Annotated in this window: 17 protein-coding genes; 15 read left to right on the top strand and 2 right to left on the bottom strand. The window is 36.4% G+C overall.

Annotated elements, in window-relative coordinates; all coding sequences use genetic code 11:
• Positions 1-147: 147 nt before the first annotated feature.
• Complete coding sequence (locus tag DS031_RS07670) at positions 148-2,448, bottom strand: glycoside hydrolase family 2 protein (RefSeq protein ID WP_113805352.1); 2,301 nt, start codon at positions 2,446-2,448, stop codon at positions 148-150.
• 199 nt (positions 2,449-2,647) lie between these two features.
• Between DS031_RS07670 and DS031_RS07665 the strand changes: the two genes are divergently transcribed.
• From DS031_RS07665 to DS031_RS07635, 7 genes are all read left to right on the top strand, one after another.
• Positions 2,648-3,883, top strand: a complete 1,236-nt coding sequence (locus tag DS031_RS07665) for a helix-turn-helix domain-containing protein (protein WP_113805351.1) — start codon at positions 2,648-2,650, stop codon at positions 3,881-3,883.
• Positions 3,884-4,297: 414 nt separating this feature from the next.
• Positions 4,298-5,803, top strand: coding sequence for an MFS transporter (locus DS031_RS07660; RefSeq protein ID WP_113805350.1), 1,506 nt, complete (start codon positions 4,298-4,300; stop codon positions 5,801-5,803).
• 273 nt (positions 5,804-6,076) lie between these two features.
• A complete protein-coding gene (locus DS031_RS07655; protein WP_181833063.1) occupies positions 6,077-6,925 on the top strand; it encodes a helix-turn-helix transcriptional regulator in 849 nt (282 codons plus the stop codon).
• 30 nt (positions 6,926-6,955) lie between these two features.
• The gene (locus DS031_RS07650; protein WP_113805348.1) at positions 6,956-7,843 is read left to right on the top strand and encodes a sugar phosphate isomerase/epimerase family protein; all 888 of its coding nucleotides are present in this window, start codon (positions 6,956-6,958) and stop codon (positions 7,841-7,843) included.
• A gap of 2 nt (positions 7,844-7,845) precedes the next feature.
• Positions 7,846-9,006, top strand: a complete 1,161-nt coding sequence (locus tag DS031_RS07645) for a Gfo/Idh/MocA family protein (RefSeq protein WP_181833062.1) — start codon at positions 7,846-7,848, stop codon at positions 9,004-9,006.
• A 112-nt stretch (positions 9,007-9,118) separates the two neighbouring features.
• On the top strand, positions 9,119-9,979 hold the full coding sequence (locus DS031_RS07640; protein ID WP_113805346.1) for a sugar phosphate isomerase/epimerase family protein: 861 nt from the start codon (positions 9,119-9,121) through the stop codon (positions 9,977-9,979).
• 54 nt (positions 9,980-10,033) lie between these two features.
• Positions 10,034-11,152, top strand: coding sequence for a Gfo/Idh/MocA family protein (locus DS031_RS07635; protein ID WP_113805345.1), 1,119 nt, complete (start codon positions 10,034-10,036; stop codon positions 11,150-11,152).
• A 158-nt stretch (positions 11,153-11,310) separates the two neighbouring features.
• On the opposite strand, the gene DS031_RS07630 is transcribed toward DS031_RS07635, so the two are convergent.
• Positions 11,311-12,270, bottom strand: a complete 960-nt coding sequence (locus DS031_RS07630) for an AraC family transcriptional regulator (protein ID WP_245947271.1) — start codon at positions 12,268-12,270, stop codon at positions 11,311-11,313.
• A gap of 181 nt (positions 12,271-12,451) precedes the next feature.
• Here DS031_RS07630 and DS031_RS07625 point away from each other — a divergent pair, with 181 nt between their 5' ends.
• From DS031_RS07625 to DS031_RS24080, 8 genes are all read left to right on the top strand, one after another.
• Positions 12,452-14,059: a glucose PTS transporter subunit IIA gene (locus DS031_RS07625; protein WP_113805343.1), complete on the top strand. Its 1,608-nt coding sequence runs from the start codon at positions 12,452-12,454 to the stop codon at positions 14,057-14,059.
• 426 nt (positions 14,060-14,485) lie between these two features.
• Positions 14,486-14,632, top strand: coding sequence for a sporulation histidine kinase inhibitor Sda (sda, locus tag DS031_RS07620; protein ID WP_220182077.1), 147 nt, complete (start codon positions 14,486-14,488; stop codon positions 14,630-14,632).
• 99 nt (positions 14,633-14,731) lie between these two features.
• Positions 14,732-15,532 (top strand): ATP-dependent sacrificial sulfur transferase LarE, encoded by an 801-nt coding sequence (larE, locus tag DS031_RS07615; protein ID WP_113805342.1) that lies wholly within the window; start codon positions 14,732-14,734, stop codon positions 15,530-15,532.
• A gap of 101 nt (positions 15,533-15,633) precedes the next feature.
• Positions 15,634-16,392, top strand: coding sequence for a nickel pincer cofactor biosynthesis protein LarB (gene larB, locus DS031_RS07610; RefSeq protein ID WP_113805520.1), 759 nt, complete (start codon positions 15,634-15,636; stop codon positions 16,390-16,392).
• Positions 16,389-17,261, top strand: coding sequence for a nickel pincer cofactor biosynthesis protein LarC (gene larC / locus DS031_RS07605; protein WP_113805341.1), 873 nt, complete (start codon positions 16,389-16,391; stop codon positions 17,259-17,261). The genes larB and larC overlap by 4 nt, the downstream gene beginning before the upstream one ends.
• 61 nt (positions 17,262-17,322) lie before the next feature.
• The gene (locus DS031_RS07600) at positions 17,323-17,979 is read left to right on the top strand and encodes an urease accessory protein UreH domain-containing protein (protein ID WP_113805340.1); all 657 of its coding nucleotides are present in this window, start codon (positions 17,323-17,325) and stop codon (positions 17,977-17,979) included.
• Between the two features lie 217 nt (positions 17,980-18,196).
• Entirely contained in the window at positions 18,197-19,657 is a 1,461-nt protein-coding gene (locus tag DS031_RS07595) for a GMC oxidoreductase (RefSeq protein WP_113805339.1), read from the top strand.
• Between the two features lie 6 nt (positions 19,658-19,663).
• On the top strand, positions 19,664-21,967 hold the full coding sequence (locus DS031_RS24080; protein ID WP_245947269.1) for a TIM barrel protein: 2,304 nt from the start codon (positions 19,664-19,666) through the stop codon (positions 21,965-21,967).
• Positions 21,968-22,028 lie beyond the last annotated feature (61 nt).

Here is a 22,028-nt window from a genome sequence, read left to right as displayed (position 1 = left end):
TAAATAAACTAGTAAATAGAGCTTAAAAGGAGAGGAAACTAGTACTCTCCTTTTTTATTTTTATAATAGTCTAAATGAGAGCGAAAGAGGCTGGTTAAAAGGAATTCCTTCTAACTAGCCTCTTTCTTCGTTAGCATTTATAGATATTTATGCTTTTTTAATTTTTGTTAATTCTTTATTTAGAGAGTACATTAATTTTTCATCAAATAAATCATCTGCCATGGAAGCAATCATATCGATCGTCATTGCTTGGGCCATGCCGAACATTGGGTGCTCTGAGAAGTTCCCTAAATATTTTTCAAGAATGGCGTTTGTTTCATCATTTTCCACTAGTTCTCCAAATGTGCTGCGTGTTGAATAAACGTCGTCGGTAATTTCAATTTCTTCAACTTCCACATCACCAAGCTCCGGCATTTGGAACCAGTTCGCAACAACACCGCCTTTACCTTCTTCAGGTGCTTCATAGCTTTTGTTCGGTTCAGCAACTTTATTAAAGAAAGCAGTATCTTGCAATTCCACACCATCTTGTTTTGCCGCAACTTTAATTTCATTAATGCCGTCTTGTAATTCAACATTTTCAAACGTAAAAGCTTTCGAACCTGTTTTTGTTTCATATTCTTTACCGTTTACATAAAGCGTTAATTCTTCACAGTTTGAGTATGCTTTAACTGAAATCGTACGGTCAGCGCGGTCGACAAAGCGTTTGCTTGTAATATGAACAAATTTTTCATCAGACCAATTTGCTTTATACATATAAAAAGCATCTTTTTTAATTTTGCGATCGTACGTAATTAAGCCTTTGTTATTGCGCCCTTTTACGCCGCCTTCATCACGGATATTTGCACCGAAGTCAAACATATTCCATACATATGTTGCCCAAAGGAACGGACGCTCTGCAAAAATGTTCCAAACTTTTTCATGATACAATGTATGATATTCTTCTGTATAATCTTTTACTTTTGGATCATTCGTATGGTATTGAATAATTCCTTCTGCTCCGTATTCTGAAATACATAAGCTTACGTTCGGGTTTTTCTTATGGAATCCATCAAGCCATGGCGCAAAATCTTCAGCTTTTCCTTGATACCAGCCATAGTATTTGTTGTAGCCGACCGTATCAGTTGTATAGTTGTATTCGTCGTCATCCGGAACGAACATCACGTTTGCCATTGTTGTTAAACGAGTTGGATCTTCTTTTTTCGTTAACTCATTTAATTCTTTTACAAGCTTTCGAAGCGCTGGTGTGTCACCACCGATTTGAATTTCATTTTGCACACCCCAAAACATAATGGATGGATGGTTAAAGTTTTGGCGAATTAATTCGATCATCTGCTGTTTTGCGTTAATTCCTTCAAGCTCTGTTTTTGACATAACCGAAATAAACGGAATTTCAGCCCAAATGACCATTCCTTCTTTATCACATAAATCATAAAAATATTGATCATGCTGATAGTGTGCTAAGCGGATCGAAGTAGCGCCAACGTCTTTAATTAGCTCCATATCTTCATCATGCTCTTTTTTTGTAATTGCCCAGCCCATGTCTTTACGATCTTGGTGTCTTGAGACGCCATTTAATCGTAAATGTTCGCCATTTAAGAAAAAGCCTTTTTCAGGATCCACTTTAAAGTATCGAACTCCAAAAGGAATGGACAGCTCGTCCACTGTATCGTTAAAGCTTTGTAAAGAAACGTTCGCTTCGTACATATACGCATTTTTTCTGCCGTTCCATAATGTCGGATTGTTGATTACAACCGGCATTTCCACATCCACTTTTTCTCCTGCAGCGAGCACAACTTCTTTTGCTGCATAGGCGGCAGGCTGACCTTCTGCATCTAAAATATCTGCCCAAACTCTTACTTTTGTTTCTTCTTCACGATCATTTACAAGTTTAGATTTAATTGTTAACGAAGCTTTTTCTTCATTTACTTTATCTTGAATAATATAAACACCTTGCGAGCCGTAATCCATTAAATCAAAATGAACAGTATTTGCAATCACAAGGTTTACATCACGATAAATTCCGCCGAAAAATGTAAAATCGGCTATTTGAGGATACACATCCTCAACAACTGTATTGTCCACTTTTACTGAAAGCGTATTTTTTGCACCAATTTCAACAACATCGCTAATATCAAATCGAAACGTAGAATAGCCGCCGCGGTGCTGGCCCATATGCTGACCGTTTACATACACATCTGTCACACTATTAGAACCTTGAAACTCAATAAATACTTTATTTCCTTGTTCTAACGTATCAATAGAAAACTCTTTTCGATACCAGCAGGCACCTTTATAAAAATCAAATCCGTTAGCGCCGTCAATTGCATTCCATGTATGAGGAACATTAACGTTTTCCCAATTTTCGTCGTTAAACGTTTTGTTTTTTGCGTTTTCTTCATTTTGCTTACTAAATTTCCATGAAGTATTAATATTAATTAGTTTTCTCATTGTTCTCCTCCTAGGTTATATTTTCGCTTATGAAGCGGTTGCAAGTTTAATTAGTAAAGTTTGTTTGAAAGCTTAATTTGATTATATTATAGTAGTACTATTAAAGATCGTACTATGTTGACCTAATTAGTACATATATTGCTTTTTGTTAAAATTAAAATAAGCATAAGAAAAAACAAAGAGGGAGAAAGATGATTTTATGGCTGAAAAATTACAAGTTGATCTTAAAGATTTTAATAAAATATGTAATATATTGAGTACTATAACGAAAATGGACGTTCGTTTAATCAATAGAGATGGAAAGGCTGTTTTGCAGATTGTTAGTCATACTCTCCCGGCAGTATTAAAACATCTTAATCATGAGTTTACGGCAATAAATGATACGTTAAGAAAAAATGTTCCCTACAGCTATTATTACTATATCAATTCTTATGGCCTTGAGTATGTGGCAGCAGGGATATGGAAAAATCAAGCTTTTTACGGCTCTATTATAATGGGTCCTTTTCTTTCAACTTTACCCAGCGTTGAATTTATAAGTGATGTAATTTCTAAAAACAAGCTTCCTATTAGTGAACGTAAGCAGCTTCAAGAATTTTATAAAGCTTTATTAGTTGTAAGCAGCAATGATTCAAACAGTATCGGTGATCTTCTTGTTAATATGTGTTCTAACAAGCATATTGATTCACAATTAATTACTTCTGAAATTAGTCAAACAAGCATAAACAAAGAGCAGTTAAAAAAAGATATTGCAGATAGTAAAGATATAATTGAAATTAGATATCACTATGAAAAAAAATTAATGAACGCCATTTCAAAAGGAGATAAAGAGGAAGTAGAGCGTATTTCAAAAGAAGCAAACAGTATCATAAACATTTCGGATCGTATCCCAGAAAGTCCGATCCGATCTGCTAAAAACTTATTATTAGTACTAAATACGTTGTGCAGGTTAGCCGCAGAAAAAGGAGGCATTCATCCTGCTTATATTGATAAGATTTCAGAAAAATTTGCGATTTTAATTGAAAGAGCCCCGAATTTACCGCATTTAAAAAATTTAGTTACAGTGATAATGAATGAATATTGTGATGCTGTACAACAATTTTCTACACGTCATTATAGTTCTCTTGTAAAAAAGGCTGTTGATTATATTGAGTATAATCTAGAAAATCCATTAACATTGAATGAGATTGCAGCACACTTACATGTCAATGCTTCACATCTTTCCCGTAAATTTAAACAAGATACAGATATGACTATGATTGATTATATTAATAAAAAAAGAGTGGAAGAGGCAAAATTGTATTTACAACGAGGAAATATATCGATTACTGACATTGCCTTTATGGTTGGGTTTAATGACTTGAATTATTTTAGCAGGGTTTTCAAAAAGTTTACATTATTAACACCTTCTCAATACATGAAAAATAAAAATGATTGAAAAGTAGAGGATCAAAAGGAATTTAAGGGGGGAAAGAGGTATAACACGCTTTCTTTCCTTCTATGATATAAAAAGTAAGTATTGGGAGCGACAATGACAAATTAAAGCACCTGTTGACGAAATAGAAAAGGGGTGTTAATCTAAGTTCTATTAGTTAGTTTTGTAAACAAATTAATAAAAGCAAGAAAATTACTATTACATTTCATACTTGTTTTTTGAAAAGGTTTACTTATGAAAGGAGAAAGAGAGGGGTCATACAGCATTGTTGTGAAATCGTATACTTAATATGATAAAAAAACTTAAACAAGGAAACCTAATAAAAGAAATATAATATCGTTTTCAACAAGATGGGTGTAAACATTTTAAAGATTGGATTAATAAAAAGTGACATTTTAATAGGAAAGAGGCGATAGTATGTCGACAGCACAACCAGTAAAAAATGATTTCATACACAGATCAAAAACATGGCAGATAGGTTTTTTCGCTCTAAATAACACGGCAAGTAATCTTTATTTTTTCGCCATGTTTTTTATTTCGTATTACGCGACAGGTGTTGCAGGAGTAGCTGTTGTTACGGTTAGCGCTATATTAACAGCAATGCGCTTATTAGATGGATTTACAGATCCACTAATTGGATTTATTATTGATAAAACAAATACGAAATTTGGTAAATTTAGACCATTTATGATTCTTGGAAATGTTATTCTAATCGTATCCGTTCTTCTATTGTTTCATGTTACACACCAACTTCCAGAGTCATTCCGTCTTCCATTTTTTATTTTAATGTATGCGATTCATATTATTGGGTATACTTTTCAGACTGCTTGTACGAAAGCCGCTCAAACGGTTTTGACAAACGATCCAAAGCAGCGTCCAATTTTCTCTGCATTTGATGCAACATACAATACGATTTTATTTGTAGGCGGCCAGTTTTATGTTGCGTCCTATTTACAGCCAAAATATGGCGGATTTAATGAAGGGTTTTTTAGTGAATTTACGACAGTAATCATTATTTTAGGAGCGATTTTTACCGCTCTTTCTGTAATCGCTTTATGGGAAAAAGATCGAACAGAATATTTCGGATTTGCGCAAAAATCGGTGAAGACAAGCTTGCGTGATTATTGGCCGGTTATTAAGAGAAACCGTCCTCTTCAAATGCTTGTTATTGCAGCTGCAACAGATAAACTGGCATCAACTGTTCAAAGACAGCCTGCTGTACCTGTGATGTTTTTCGGGATTTTATTAGGTGATTATGCGTTAAGCGGCACTGTATCGATGATTACAATTATTCCTACATTAATTTTCACTTATTTAGGCGTTGGTTTTGCGCGAAAAAAAGGATTGAAAAAGACGTTTGTTGGAGCAACATGGGGAGCATTATTGTCCTTTACGCTGCTGCTTGTTTTCTTCCTAGTGATTAATGATCCGACAGTCATTTCATTATCAAATTTAGGAATGACAACAATGGCTTTTCTAATACTTTATACATTAGGCCTTTCATTTATGGGCCTTACAACTAATTTAGTTATTCCAATGATAGCGGATACTTCTGATTATGAAACACATATTACCGGTCGTTATGTACCAGGGATGATTGGCACAATTTTTTCGTTTGTTGATAAAATGATTTCATCTTTAGCAGCTACAATTGTAGGGTTAATGCTCGCAATGATTGGATTTAAAACAGTCTTTCCAGAAGTTGATACACCGTTAACACCTAGTTTATTTGCGATGTCTTTATTCTTTATGTTAGGAATACCAATGCTTGGCTGGATTGCAACGTTAATTTCAATGAAATTTTATAAGCTTGATGATCAATATATGGCACAAATTCAAGCTGAAATATCTGAAGTAAAACAAATGCTTGCTGAAAAAAATCAAATTTCAATCAATCCAACATCTGACAAAAAAGCGAAATAATTAATTATTAACTTAGATAAGGAAATTGTGACTCTTATATGATGAATTTTTATAAAAACTCATCATATAAGAGTCACTTTTTCATTTTAGTCATATACAAAAACGTTATAAAGGTATGAGAATTGAAATGAAGTACAACTATTATTTCGAAAAGCTCATTTATACGAAAGCACTCTCAGTCAATTTTTAATAAATTATAGACAGTTTCAGGTAACGAAATTAATGCTTCTTTATTATAAACTAATAATAGTTTCATTGGAGGGATTGAGTCATTTGAATGACACCTTGCTTGTAAATTACCGGCTGCAGGGAGAGGGTGAATACTCTTTTGATTTTCATTCACATCAGGAATATGAAATTTATTTCTTTCACGCTGGTTCGTGCCGCTACTTAATTCATAATCAAATTTATGATTTAGAACCGGGTGATCTTTTGTTGATGGATGGTTTAACGCTTCATAAGCCAAACGTTCACCCAAATAGTGAATACATTCGAAGTGTTGTTCACTTTTCACCGCAGTGGATTAAAGGCCTTCTTGTTGAATTAGATAGTCTATATTTAATCGAAGCTTTTCAAAAACTGCATCATTGTTTAATTCGAACGAATGAAAATGGTGAATCAAAACGGCTGGAAGAATTGATTTGTCGTCTCGCTGAAGTAAGTAGATCATCCCAACTAGAAAATCTGCATCGAGAAACAGAAATGAAAGTACTGCTCCTGCAAGTATTAATTAGTGTTCATCGCTTGGGCCAAATAACATCTATAAAAATTCCAAATCAAAAAACAGAAAAAATAAAGCATGCTGAAAATATTGCGGCTTACATTCAGCATAATTATAGTGAAAAATTGACGTTATCGTTTATTTCGGAAGCGCTTAATTTAAGTAAATCTTATGTTTCACATGTATTTAAGGAAATGACAGGATTTACGGTTATGGAATATGTGATGGCCTGTCGGTTAACACAAGTTAAATATTCTCTTGAAATGGAGCCAGATAAGCCTTTACATCATATTGCTTTCGAATGCGGGTTTGAAAGCGCTGCTCATTTTAGCCGCTATTTTCGGGAAAAAGTAGGCATGACTGCAAAAGAGTATCGTCGTTTACGTCTTGAAAATATGTAAATAAGTATGCTGAAGGAGGATTTTGAATTAATGAATAGGGATTTAAAGATTTCTGGATTCTCAGATGAAATTTCATCTGATTTTAATACCCAGCTTGAAGTAGTATCAAAGCTTGGGATGAATTACATTTCACTGCGCGGTATTGACGGGAAGAATATTGGAGATTTTTCCTTAGAAGAAATTAAAGAAAACGTCCAACCGCGATTAGCTCAATATGGTGTAAGTGTATCCTCAATTGGATCACCGATCGGTAAGATTTTTATTAATGATGAAGAAAGTTTTCAAGAACAAAAAGAAATGTTGGACACGCTTTGTCAAATTGCTAATGAATTAACATGTAACTATATTCGTATTTTCAGCTTTTATATTCCAAAGGGAGAAAATCCGGATCATTATAAAGATGAAGTTATTAGTAAATTGAAACAATTTGCTGAAATTGCACAAGCATACAATGTGATTTTAGTGCACGAAAATGAAAAAGATATCTACGGCGATATTGCAAGACGCTGTTATGAAATCTTAACAGAGGTAAATTCGCCAAACTTTAAAGGGATTTTTGACTTCGCTAACTTCGTACAGTGCGGGGAAGATACTCAAAGCTGTTATTATCTATTAAGAAATGAGATTGTTTATCTTCATATTAAAGATGCTGTTTCAACGGATAGTCAAAATGTTGTTTGCGGAACTGGAGAAGGAAAAATACCAGAGCTTCTTTCACAGTTTATTAAAACCGGTTACAAAGGCTTTTTAACACTAGAGCCGCATCTTGTCCTCTTTGACTCTTTAAAAGATTTAGAGCTTGAAGATGCCAAAGAAGTGATTAGGGATAATAAAGGACTTGATGGTGCAGGCGGATATAAACTTCAATATGAAGCTCTGCTCGACATTATTGAAAGAATAGAAAGTGAGGAGAAATAATCATGAAAAAAGTGAGATTAGGTATTATTGGGTTTGGTGCTCAAGGTGGAACTTATGCTGAATTTATTTCAGAAGGAAAAGTAAACAACATGGAGATTGGCGCCATTTGTGACATTGATCCAGCTAAAAAGAAACTATGTGCAGAGAAGTATCCGGATGTTCCTTTTTATGATAATTATATCGATATGCTTGAGAGCGGTCATATTGACGCAGTGGTGACAACGGTGCCGCATTACCTGCACCCAGAAATGGGAATAGAAGCGTTAAAAAGAGACATTCATGCATTGGTTGAAAAACCAGCTGGTGTTTATACAAAACAGGTAAAAGAATTAAATGAATTTGCAGCATCAAAATCAGAATTAACATTTGCTATCTTCTTTAACCAGCGCACAAATCCGCTTTATCAAACATTAAAAGAGCTTATTGATAAAGGTGAAATCGGGGCGATACGCCGTACAAACTGGATTATTACAACATGGTGGAGACCACAAGGTTACTATGATCAAAGTGCATGGCGGGCAACTTGGGAAGGTGAGGGCGGTGGTGTCCTTGTAAACCAAGCACCACATCAAATTGATTTGCTGCAATGGATTTGCGGGATGCCTAAAAAAGTGTATTCAAATGTTAAATATGGTTATCAACGAAATATCGCTGTTGAGGATGAAGTAACAACATTGCTTGATTACGGTAATGGCGCAACAGGTGTATTTATTACTGCGACACATGACGTGCTTGGTACAGATCGTTTTGAAATTTTAGGAGATAAAGGAAAGATTATTGTTGAAGACAGCAAAAAAATTACGATCAAACGTCTTCATAAGCCTGAATCTGAAATGAGCGCTTCGATGAGCATGCAGGATGTGATGAAAATTTTCATGGGCGGCGATGTATCTGATATATACACAAAAGAAGAGCTTGAATTTGAAAGTGTGTGGGGCGCGCAGCATTTCGCTGTTTTGGAAAACTTTGCGGCCAATATCATTGATGGCACACCATTAATCGCACCTGGAAGCGACGGAATCCACGGTGTTGCCCTAGCAAACGCGATCCATCTATCAAGCTGGTTAGGAAAAGAAGTAGAGCTTCCAATTGATGAAGAGGTATATTTAGCAGAATTAAATAAAAAAATTGCAGAAGAAAAAAGCAGTCTTGTTCAAAAGTAAAGTGAACTATTTCACTGGAGGCTGGCTAAAATTGATAGACTCATAATCTATTAAACCAGCCTCTACGTGTTTTTTATGATTACAGTTATCCAAAAAAATGGAGGTTTTGTTCGTGAAAAAAGGTAAAATCGGTGTTCAAATGATGATGCTGAAAGGAAAAGTTGAAGAGCTGGGTGTTTATGAAACGATGAGAAAACTAAATGAACTTGGCTATCATGCGGTTGAAGTCTCACAAATTCCCATGACTGCAGAAAATGTAGCTGAATTAAAAAGAGCCAGCACAGATTTTAATATCAAAATTGCTGCTCTATCTGCAGGTTTAGATCCTATCCTTCCTGGTGCGCCGGGTGAAACGTTAACGAGTGATTTTGACAAAATTGTGAGCGATTGCAAAACATTGGATTGTTATTTTCTGCGTATCGGCATGATGCCCCTTAACATTATGGATGATAAAGAGAAAATTATCGAATTTATCGATCGGGCAGAAGGTATGGCAGAGCGATTAGCTGAGCATGGCATTGCGCTGTATTACCATACTCACCATCTTGAGTTTCAAAAATTTGACGGGGAATATTTATTGGACATCATTAAAAACAATACTACTAAGCTAGGTTTTGAGTTAGATGTTCATTGGATCCAAAGAGCCGGCGAAAATCCAGTTGAATTTGTCAAACAATACAGAGGTCGTGTTTCATTGTTACACCTTAAAGACTATCGTATTGGACAGATGGACTTAAGTGATATTGACTTTAAAGATATGGGTAAATTCTATAGTGTTTTTACCAATACGATTGAATTTGCAGAAGTTGGTGAAGGTAATCTAAATATGAAAGCCATTATTGAAGAAGGACTTGAGAGTGGTGCAGAGTATTTTTTAGTAGAGCAGGATGATACGTACGGACGAGATCCGTTTGATTGTTTAAAGCTTTCTGCTGAAAACTTAAGAAAAATCGGATATGAAGATTGGTTTTAAATGTTTAAATTGATGGTTTAATGATTGACAATAACAGTTGTGAGGCGAAGAACAATGAACGATCTGAAAGTTGGCGTTATAGGGATTGGCAATATGGGCAGCTTACATGTGCTTCATTTAAATACAGGACGTATTAACGGAGCAAAGGTAACAGCGGTTTGTGACGGAAGTAAAGAGCGGCTTGAATGGGTAAAAAATCATACAACAGGCACCATAAAGTTGTTTCAAGATGAAGAAGCCTTTTTTAATGAAGCAGATATTGATGCGGTTATTATCGCGACTCCACATTACACTCACCCAGAAACCGCTGTAAACGCTTTTTCTAAAAATATGCATGTTCTTGTTGAAAAACCAGCCGGTGTTTATACGAAAAATGTCCTTGAAATGAATCAGGCTGCAAAAGAAAGCGGGAAAGTATTTTCGATTGTGTATAATCAGCGCACAAACCCCCTTTATCAAAAAGTACGCAGTCTTATTCAATCAGGGGAATTAGGTGAAATTAAACGAACAAATTGGATTATTACAGATTGGTACCGTTCACAAAGTTATTATGATTCAAGTGAATGGCGAGCAACATGGAAAGGGGAGGGCGGTGGTGTATTATTAAATCAAGCTCCCCATCAATTAGATTTATGGCAGTGGACGACAGGGATTATGCCAAAGCGAATTCAAGCATTTTGCAGCATTGGCAAATATCATAATATTGAAGTGGAAGATGAAGTAACAGCGTACGCAGAATATGAAAACGGAGCGACCGGTGTGTTTATTACATCAACAGGCGAAGCGCCCGGCACAAATCGGTTTGAAATTGCAGGCGACCGCGGGAAAATCGTTGTTGAAAATGAAGAGCTGACATTTTACCGTTTAACGCAATCAGAACGCGAATTTAATGCTTCTTATAAAGGTGATTTTGGACAGCCGGAATGTTGGAAAATTAACATTCCGATAACTGGTGAGAACTTAGGCCACATCGGGATTATCCAAAACTGGACAGATGCGATTTTACATAGTACTCCGTTAATCGCACCAGGTGAAGAGGGAATAAAAGCACTAGAAATTGCAAATGCGATTTACTTGTCTTCTTGGTTAAACAAGAAAGTAGAATTACCGATTGATGCAGCGCTTTATTATGAAAAATTACAGGGGAAAATAAATCATTCTATTTTAAGGTAAAAACAAAATGATTATCTATAGGGTACTCACAATAAATCTCTTCCAATTTTGATTAAGTGGAGGGATTTATTTTATACGTTGGGAAAGCATAAAACTTTAGCATAGAAAATTATTTAACATTCATGCAACATGATAGGCATGTCTCCTGTACAAGTTCCCTACTTTTTATACTCTTTTTGTAAGTTTTTAGGAGAAAGATTATATTCCTTTTTAAAGAGTCTATAAAAACTCGAATAATCATGAAAACCGCATTTCGTGACGATTTCCTCTATGGAAATTTGGTTTTGCTTAATCATCGTCACGGCATTTGCGAGACGCTTTAATAAGACATAACGATAAAATGGCACGTTCATATTATTTTTAAAATAATGGGAAAAATAATATTTGTTTAAATGAAACTGTTTAGATATGCGTTCTAAGTTCAAATCCGGATCGGTCAAATGGGATTCAATGTATTCAATTATTGACTTTAATCGCTGATCTTGTGCATTCCTCAAGGCGTTTGTTGGTTTACTGCTGGCAGGGTTTAAAATGATTTGAAGTGCTTGAAATAACAAGTAATGCAATGCAAAGGAATGAGTTTCATCTCCAGCTTTTGTTCGATCGCTTATTTTTTGAAATATAGAAATAACTTCTTTTAATTTATTGGTATGCAAATGGATTACATAAGAACCCTGTGTCTTATGATAGATAATGCTTTCTTTCATAAACGGTGAAATCGACAAAAATTCTGCCATTAACGGTTTACTTATTGTAGATATGATTCGCTCATAGTTATTAAAATCTTTTACAAATGCTTTATGTACCGCATATGGAGGTATGATTACAACATCTCCCTTGGTTAGAGAATATGTTTTCCCTTCACAAAAAAATTCACACGCCCCACCTAAAAATACAAGAATCTCCGTTGCATCGTGGCTGTGTAATCGAAATAAAGACTCTACTTCATAATAATTTTCAGAAGGTTCTCCAGGTTTCCTGCCCCACTTGTGTGATTGATATTTTTTACTCCAGTAATAAAGTTCAAAATCCTGATCTATCACCGGCATAAAGGTAGATTCTTTCATAACATACTCCTTTTCTACAGCAATATATACAATATTTTTAGCAAAAGTCACAATTTTTTTTATGCTTTTCTCTGTTATTATACTATTAACTTGCTTTTAAGATGAAAGCCTTATCCTATGGGAAATAATAATTTTACAATGATTGTCATCTGTATGATTGGAGAAATAAAAGGATAATGAAGCATAATAGTATACATCAAAGCAAAGAAAATTCAACTTGGAGGATGGAAAAGTGCAAAGCAATGATACTACAATAGAAAATAATACACAACAAGAAGAAACAATCGTAAATAAAATTTTAGAGGCAATTAGCGGAAGCTTTGTACCAATTTTAGGGGTGCTTGCCGGGTCGGGATTGATTTCGGCGTTATTATCCATTTTAAAGACATTGGGATGGATATCTCCTGAAAGTGGTACCTACGCAATCCTTTCTTCAGCCGGACATGCTGTATTTTACTTCTTCCCAGTTTTCCTTGGCATTACCATGGCAAATAAATTAGGAGCTAATGGATATGTAGGAGGAGCGATTGGAGCTGCGCTTTTAGAACCGAATTATACAGGTTTAATCGCTTCTCAGGCACAAGATGTATCTTTTTTAGGGATTCCAGTTATGTTGGCGACTTATTCCTCTACTGTGTTTCCAATATTAATTGCTGCATCGATTTATGCCCTATTAAATAAGTTTTTACAAAAAGTAATCTATCAAGAATTGCAAATGTTTGTAAATCCAATGATTTCATTACTAGTAGTCGTACCATTAACAATCCTCATTTTTGGACCATTTGGTACGTATGTAGGTGAAGGATTATCGTTTGTTATCCAATTTTTAAGTGATAAAAGTGGACTTATTACAGGTGCGGTGATGGGCGCGTCTTGGTCCTTCCTCACCATCTTAGGACTACACTGGGCTGTTATTCCAATATTCCTTGCCAATCTTGCTGCAACTGGTCTGGATCCAATAAGTGCTATGGTTGCCGCAGCACCATTTGCTCAAATTGGAATGGGTCTTGGCGTTTTCTTTAAAACACAAGATAAGAAATTAAAAACACTTGCTGGTTCAGGTCTTCTGCCTAGTGCGCTAGCTGGAACAACGGAAATTATCACTTATGGTTTTCTGGTACGTTACAAACGGACTATGATAATTGTTGGGGTAGCTGGGGCAATTGGGGGAGCAATTAACGGATTATTAGGAGTCTCAGGGATGGCCTTTGCGCTTCCAAGTTTCTTGTCGATTCCTGTATTTACACCAGTCGGTTTATATTTAATTGGTGTTTTAACATCTTTAGTTTTGGCAATGGTACTTACGCTTGTATTTGGATATGAAAGTAAACGTAATAAAGCATTAGCAGAAAAAACGAGCAAAGAATTTGGTATTGGAAAAGTGAAAAATGAACTGATCTTAAGTCCATTAACTGGGAATGTTGTTCCATTAAACGAAATATCGGATCCACTTTTCTCAACGGAAACGGTAGGGAAAGGAATTGCAATTGACCCAACCGACGGGGAAATCATTTCACCAGTAGATGGAGTAATTACTACGTTATTCCCAAGCAAGCACGCCATTGGGATTACATCAGATGACGGTGCTGAAATATTAATTTATGTTGGCATTAATACGATTAACTTGAATGGTGAATTTTTCACTCCTCATGTCAAACAATGGGATAGAGTGAACAAGGGTGATTTACTGATTCAATTTGACATAGACGCAATAAAAGCTGCAGGTTATGATATCAAAACTCCTGTTGTCATCACCAATACCGAAGAATACGTAGATGTTAAACCTATCAAAGATGGCTGCGTCCAAGCAAATGATGGATTAATTCAACTTAATGCCTAGTCATACTTTTGAGGGAAGTACTCGGCTGATTTTATGTATACAAAATAAAACTGATAAAAGGCTGCAGAAATTATTAGTACGAAAGCGCATTGAGATGCTGCAATGGATCATTTATAGGGTGAACTTAAAAAAGAGGTATATATAAATTATTTCATTTAAATAAGATTCCCAGTTTCCTATTGACGAATAATAATGGAGATGATATTCTACATGTAATAATTAATTTGTTTGATAAACAAATTAATTATTACAATTTTATTAGAGAAAGGAGTAATATCTTACCCCATTAAGACACTTCTTTCTCTAAAAAACTAGAAAAGATCACAAATTTTCATTTTAATAATAGAGCTCTCTATGATAACAAAAACAGAGATTGTTTTAAAATAGATTTTAAAGATCCTTTATGTATGAGGTGAACGGAACGGTATGATGATTCGGAGATTAAGTGATTCTATGCTAATTTTTAGTTATAAAACAGCAAAAGAGTTATCTCTTGAGCCGGATTTTATTTCATTATTAGAAAAGGAAATAAAAAGAAGAAGATTAGCTGTACAAGAGTATAAAACGTCATAAGAGTAAACATTTATTTCTAAATGAATCAGATCGCTTCATTATTTTTATTAACTAAACATAAATATAGTGTGTTACTTCTTAAGAAGGGAGAAAGGACAAATGATAAATGAAAAATATGAGAAGTTAACGTCTATTCTCCAAGAGATGAGGACCGTTGTTGTAGCATTTTCAGGAGGAGTGGATAGTACGTTTTTATTAAAAGCAGCTGTTGATGCATTAGGTTATGAGAATGTACTGGCGGTAACAGCTGACTCGGAAACATACCCTTCTAGTGAACTTGAAGAAGCAAAACAATTAGCTCAAAAGATCGGTGTGAAGCATACAGTTATTGAAACGTCTGAATTAGCGATTCCGGGATACACAGAAAACAATAAAAACCGCTGTTATTTTTGTAAAAGCAGTTTATTCCAACATCTTGTGCCAATTATGGAAAAGAGCGGATTTAACAATGTGATTTACGGTGTGATTGCCGATGATTTAAACGAATATCGTCCCGGTATTCAAGCAGCAAAGGAAAGAGGAGTAAGAGGACCTCTGCAGGAAGCTTCATTATTTAAGGAAGAAATAAGAGAGCTTTCCCGTCAATTCGATTTACCAACTTGGGATAAACCTTCGTTTGCCTGCTTATCTTCAAGAATTGCGTACGGTGAGAAAATTACACAAGAAAAGCTAACAAAAGTGGAAAAAGCAGAAGCTTATTTAAAGACCCTTCATATTCGTCAAGTTCGGGTTCGCACCCATGGAGAAATTGCCAGAATTGAAGTGGAGCCACAAAATATGAAAATTGTCTTAGAAAATCATGAAGCTATTTCAAAAGAACTGCAGTCGTACGGCTATCAATATATTACGTTAGATTTGATTGGATATAAGAGCGGCAGTATGAATAAAGTTCTTTCGTAATGTGTCTTTTTTAAAAAAGCCTTGGAGGATAGATCCAGGGTCTTTTCTTTGCAATGGTTTATAATAATGGACAATCTTCAGAAAAGAAAGGTGCGGAAAAAATGCTGGAAGAGATTTTAGAGCAGGTCCAACAAGGAACATTAAGCGCGGCAGAGGCAAAAGAAAAATTAGCAACCTATGAAAACTTAGGGTTTGCAAAAGTTGATCATCATCGAACGAAACGTCAAGGCTTTCCGGAAATTATATATGGGGAAGGGAAATCGACAGAACAAATCCTTTCGATTATGCAATCGCTAAGAGCAAAAAACAACGACGTATTAGCGACTCGTGTTTCAAAAGAAAAAGCAGAAGCTATTTTAACAAACTATCCTGATATGATTTACAATGAAATGGCACACATCTTATATTGGAAGGATCAACCGGAACATAACAATCCTCTTAATGGATATATTGCAGTTGTGTGTGCCGGAACGTCTGATTTACAAGTAGCAGAAGAAGCAGCTGTTACAGCAGAAGTGCTGGGCTGTCAGGTTCGGCGTTTTTATGATGTAGGAGTAGCGGGGATTCACCGGCTGTTAGATAATATTGAAGACATTCAAAAGGCGACTGTTTCCATTGTTGTAGCCGGAATGGAAGGAGCGCTTCCGAGCGTTGTCGGTGGGCTTGTTTCTCACCCGGTTCTTGCTGTGCCAACAAGTGTTGGATACGGAGCGAATTTTAATGGATTATCGGCACTGTTGACAATGTTAAACTCCTGTGCGTCAGGAATTAGTGTAGTAAATATTGATAATGGCTTTGGAGCGGCTTATAATGCGGCTTTAATTCAGCGGTTAGCGCAAAAAGGAGTAGAAAAAGAATGAAAACACTTTATTTTGATTGTTTTTCCGGTATGAGCGGGGATATGGTCATTGGCACTCTTATTGACGCTGGTGCAGACCCAATAAGATTAGAAGAGGAATTAAAAAAGCTTCATATTGAGGAAGAATATAAACTGAATTGGAAAAAGGTTATTAAAAATGGCATTACAAGCACAAAGTTTGACGTGCTTTTAACAAATAAAGATGAACACGATCATGGACACTATTCTCATGAACACAGGCATCATGAGAATCACCATGTGCATAATCATGATCAAGCTAATCATGAACACGATCATGACCATCACTCCCACGATGATCATGAACATACTCACGAGCATCATTATGATCACCATCACCGTACGTATCAGGACATTGTTCACTTAATTGAGGCATCAGAGTTATCAGATGAAGTGAAGAAAACTTCCTTGAAAATCTTTAAGAAAATTGGTGAGGCAGAAGGACATATTCATGGTATGCCATTAGAAAAGGTGCATTTTCATGAAGTAGGAGCCGTTGATTCGATTATTGATATTGTCGGAGCAGCTGTATTAATCGATCAGTTACAAATTGATATTGTAAAAGCATCGCCTATTGCAGTAGGTTCAGGAAGCATTCATATTGATCACGGCATTTATCCAGTGCCGGCTCCTGCTGCATTAGAAATGTTAAAAGAAATACCGATTCAACAGACAACGATTAAAGGGGAACTCACTACACCAACAGGAGCAGCAATTTTAGCGGTGCTTGCTGAAGATTTTTGTACGCTTCCTTCTATGAAAGTAAAAGCAATTGGTTATGGCGCTGGAACAAAAACGTTTAAAAACCAGCCAAACGTACTTCGGGTTATCATTGGGGAAGAAAGTCGCTAAATATTATAAATAAGTAAAAAGTAAAGAAACTCAGAAAATCATAAGTGAGGGGAATCCTAAAGTGATTGTCAGTTTTATTTCAGTACTATTTTTAGGTTTAATTTTAGGAATTAAGCATTCACTAGAGCCTGATCATGTAATTACTGTTTCGGCCATTGCAAGTAAAAGTAAGAAATTATCCCGTTCGACATTAACAGGAATTTATTGGGGAATTGGTCATACGATTACGTTATTTATTGTTGGATTAATTGTTATCTTGATGAAAGGTGAAATATCTGAAATTTGGTCGATGTCACTTGAATTTCTCGTTGGAATGATGCTCGTTTATTTAGGTGTAACAAGTATGTATTTTTATAACAAGTATACGCATCAAGAAGACACTGCAGGAAACGGAGAAAAATCAGCTTTATTAAAATCGATGCTTATAGGGTTTATTCATGGCCTTGCCGGAAGTGCAGCAATGGTTTTACTTACGATGTCAACCGTTTCAACAGTATGGGAAGGCGTTTTATATATTTTAGTATTTGGTGTTGGGACAATCATTGGAATGCTTGCATTTACCACACTTATTGGAATTCCTTTTGTTGTCAGTAAAAAAAGGATGGGGATAAATCGTTTATTAACTCAACTAGCTGGTACAGTAAGTGTTGTTTTTGGAATTTACTACATGTATAACCTTGGAATAACAGAAGATTTATTTAAATTGTGGGTACAATAATGAAAACTTTTATCCTTTTAAAACAGCCAAGTCTCTTTTTCGAAGAGTTCTTGGCTGTTTGGCATTTTTTAAGGAGGCCACCAAGAATATGCTCTCGGTATAGATCGTTAGTGTAAAGAATAAAAATGAAAGTAAAAGTAAAAGTAAAGAAAATCGTACATCTTTTTGTTTGAAAGTTAACCTCACGCGTAACGAATTAAGCAAAGGGTGTGACAATATGAAGATGTATCCAGAACATCTTATGAATAACTGGGTTTCTGTTACTCCGGTAGAGGAGATGGCTAAAACCGAGTATGATGTTTTAATTATTGGTACAGGAGCAGGAGGGGGAGCCGTTACGTGGAGGCTCTGTGAACAGTGGGGAAAAAGTAATAAAAAAATCGGTGTTGTGGAAACAGGGGATTTTTTGCTGCCAACGCAAGCAGCTAACATTCCGACGATGACGAGTAAACGTGAGGAAAAGTATCATGAGACGATTGCAAAGCCGTTAGGGGAAACTCTTCCTGATTTTCGCGGTGCGAAGCAAGTTTTCGCTTTTGGCGGCCGAACATTATTTTGGAATACAGTTAGTCCACGTCTTAATGCATTTGAAATTTCAAATTGGCCTGTTCCATTTCAAGAAATAGAATTTTATTACAATACGGCTGAACGAGTGATGAACGTTACGAAACAATATACGGAAGGCTCTTCGTTCACAGATATTATGCTGAAACGATTGCACAAAAATGGTTATTATGAAGCTTCAGCTACTCCTCTAGCTGCAAAGTTATGCCCAACCCTTTATGGTCATAAAGGGTCAGATGTTTTTTTCAGTTCCGTTTCCTTTTTTGCGGAAGCCTTAAATCATCGTGCTGTTGATTTAGCAGTAAAAACACGCGCTGTTCAACTGCTTGTTCATAAAGATCGCGTAACGGGGGTACAGGTAATATCTTCAGAAAAGAAAGCTTATCTTATAAAAGCAAAGAAGATCGTTGTATCTGCAAGTACGTTTGAAACGCCGCGCTTACTGCTTCACTCTGGAATTAAAGGGAGAGCAATTGGTCATTATTTAATGAATCATTCTTATGTCAAAGCCTCCGGAAAAGTAAGCCGCAGAGAATTTCCTGAGGTTTTAGGGGCTCTTGGTATTTTGATTCCATCAACGCTTGAAAAGCCTTATCAAATACAGTTGAGAGGACCAGACGGCTATTTTTGGCATCATCCGTATGAGGTACAACCGTTAACGAAAGAACTTGAAATAGATTTTCTTTGTTTTGGTGAAGTAGAACCGAGGTTTGCAAACAAAGTTACATTGGATACTAATCGAAAGGATGAATTTGGAGTACCGGAAATTTCAGTTGATTTTTCTTTTAGTGAAAAAGATCAAGCAATTATTCGTCAAATTGCGGCAGCTGTTAAACAAATTTCTTTGTCCTGCGGGATAAAGTTGAATTCCGACTTTCAAGCATCTTCCGTTTGTCTGATGCCGCCTGGCGATCTTAATCATGATTCAGGAACGTGCCGGATGGGAGAGGATCCATCTACTTCTGTTGTCAATAAATATGGGGAAGTTCACGGTGTAAAAGGACTGTATATAGCCGATAACAGTGTATTACCCTCTATTGGTGCAGCAAATCTTACTCTCACCACAGCTGCTTTAGCAATACGTACAGCAGACTACATTATCTCTCAGGAGTGAGCTGCTATGATAATATTATCAGGTTTTGGTGATGAAATTTCTTCGGATTTAGAAGGGCAAATGGACGTGTTAGCTTCGGAAGGAATTTATTATTTAGAACTTCGAAGTGTCGGTGGGAAAAATGTCCTGCAGTTTAGCGATGAAGAGGCGGCGGTCAGAAAGAAACGTCTGGATGCGCGAGGTTTTGCTGTTTCTTCAATCGCTTCACCGATCGGTCAAATTATGATAACCGATCCTTTTGAACCCCACTTAAAAGCGTTCAGGCGTGCTGTTTCGCTGGCGAAATTTTTTGGAACGCCTTATATTCGTATTTTTTCTTTTATTATCCCTCCAGGAAAACCCCCTCATCTCTATAAAGAAGAAGTAATAAAGCGGATTAAGAGGTTCACTTTAATTGCTGAAGAGGAAGATGTCATTTTACTGCTTGAAAACGATAAGATGATGTATGCTGATACAGGAGAACGCGCTTTAGATATTCTTCAGGCGATAGATTCTCCTCATCTGCGTTTTTCGTTTGATCCTGCAAATTTCATTCAATCACAAGTGCTGCCCATGACAGATGCTTATCCATATGTTGCCCCGTATATTGCGTCTATTTCTGTTAAGGATGCGAGAATTAATACAGGAGAAGTCGTTCCGGCTGGAGAAGGAGACGGTCAATTTCGAGAATTGCTGGCAGCACTAAAAGAAAGGGAATACGCGGGATTTATGATGATTGAACCGAGGGGGAGACCAGGCTTCACTGATCCTATGTTTTTCCGGGAAGCTGCACGAGCATTAAAAAGATTGCTGGATGAAGAAGACTTAAAGTGGAGCGGACATCCTCATATGAATAGTGAAGAAAAAAAGTCTTCATCTAATCACATCATAAAAGAGATGCTCATTCCTTCCTGTTCAACAGATACGTCATCGGAAACAGTCGATTCTTGGATTCCGCTTACTCCGCTGGAAAAAATGGCCCAAACAGATTATGATGTATTAATTGTAGGAAGCGGCGCAGGGGGAGGGGCTGCCTTATGGCGGTTGTGTGAGAAGTGGCGGAACAACGGGAAAAAAGTAGGCATGATTGAAGCGGGAAATCTAGCACTGCCAACAAATATACAAAATCTAGCTTTATTATCAGGCGAGCGCGGCGAACAATATATATCAAAGATTACAAAGCGAATTGGACAGTTTCTCCCTGAATTTTCCGGTGCAAAACAAATTATCGCTTTAGGGGGAAGAACTTTGCAATGGACAGCGGCTTGTCCGCGCATGCCGTTGTACCTTCTTTCCAAATGGCCTGTCACAATAAAAGAGATGGATGTTTATTATAAAATTGCTGAACAAGTTATGAAAGTAAATAAATCGTTTGCTTATTTGGGGTCGCTTAATACGATATTTTTAAATCGACTGTGGGAAGATGGATTTTATGAAGCAGCAAATATACCGATGGCAATTGATATGAAACAGACTAAGTATGGAAACGTTCATTCTAATGCTGTTTTCAGCTCGATTCTTTTCGTTGCAGAAGCGATGAATTACAAGTCAATTGATCTCGCCATTGAAGCTCGTGCTGTGCAGGTGCTTGTTGAAAACGAAAAAGCAGTTGGCGTGAAGGTAATGAGTCCTGATAAGAAAACATACTGGATTAAGGCAAAAACAATTATATTGTCGGCAAGCACGTTTGAGACGCCTCGCTTACTGATGCACTCCGATATTCCTGGGGAAGCTATCGGTCATTATTTAATCGATCACTCTGCTATACGGTCGATTGGAACATTGAATCGTAAAAAACTTCCAGAAAATTTAGGTCCGACAATTGTTTTTATTCCAAATACGAAGGAAAGCCCGTATCAACTTGAATTTGGCAGCCTAGAACATCAACTTCAGGAGAAGGTAAATATGCTTTTTCATGGCTATGGATACGTAGAACCGCGTTTTGAAAATAAAATCATGCTTGATCCTAAACGAAAAGACGCGTACGGTATACCGGAGATTAAGATCGATTTTAACTACAGTCAACAAGATCAAACGGTGATTAGACAAATGGCTTCAGGGATGAGGCGGGTTATGCAATCTCTAGAGGTAATCGAAACATCTAACATTTATTTAAGGTCTCCGGGAGATGATAACCATGAAGCAGGTACATGCCGAATGGGCGATCATCCGTCTACCTCTGCTGTCAATCGCTTCGGGCAAATCCATGGCCTCAAGGGGCTCTATGTGGCAGATAACAGCGTACTTCCAACGCTTGGAGCTAATCCTACCTTAACAACTACAGCATTAGCCATTCGAACGGCTGATTATATTATTCAGCAATTAAAATGAATCGAGAAACTAAAAATAGCCAAATTCCTTTAGGTACTGGAATTTGGCTTAATAGGAAGCA

It is taken from the genome of Bacillus taeanensis (assembly GCF_003318295.1).
GTDB lineage: Bacteria > Bacillota > Bacilli > Bacillales > UBA6769 > Maribacillus > Maribacillus taeanensis.
Note: the sequence above shows the minus strand (reverse complement) of the source record. Positions and strands in the feature narration are given on the sequence as shown.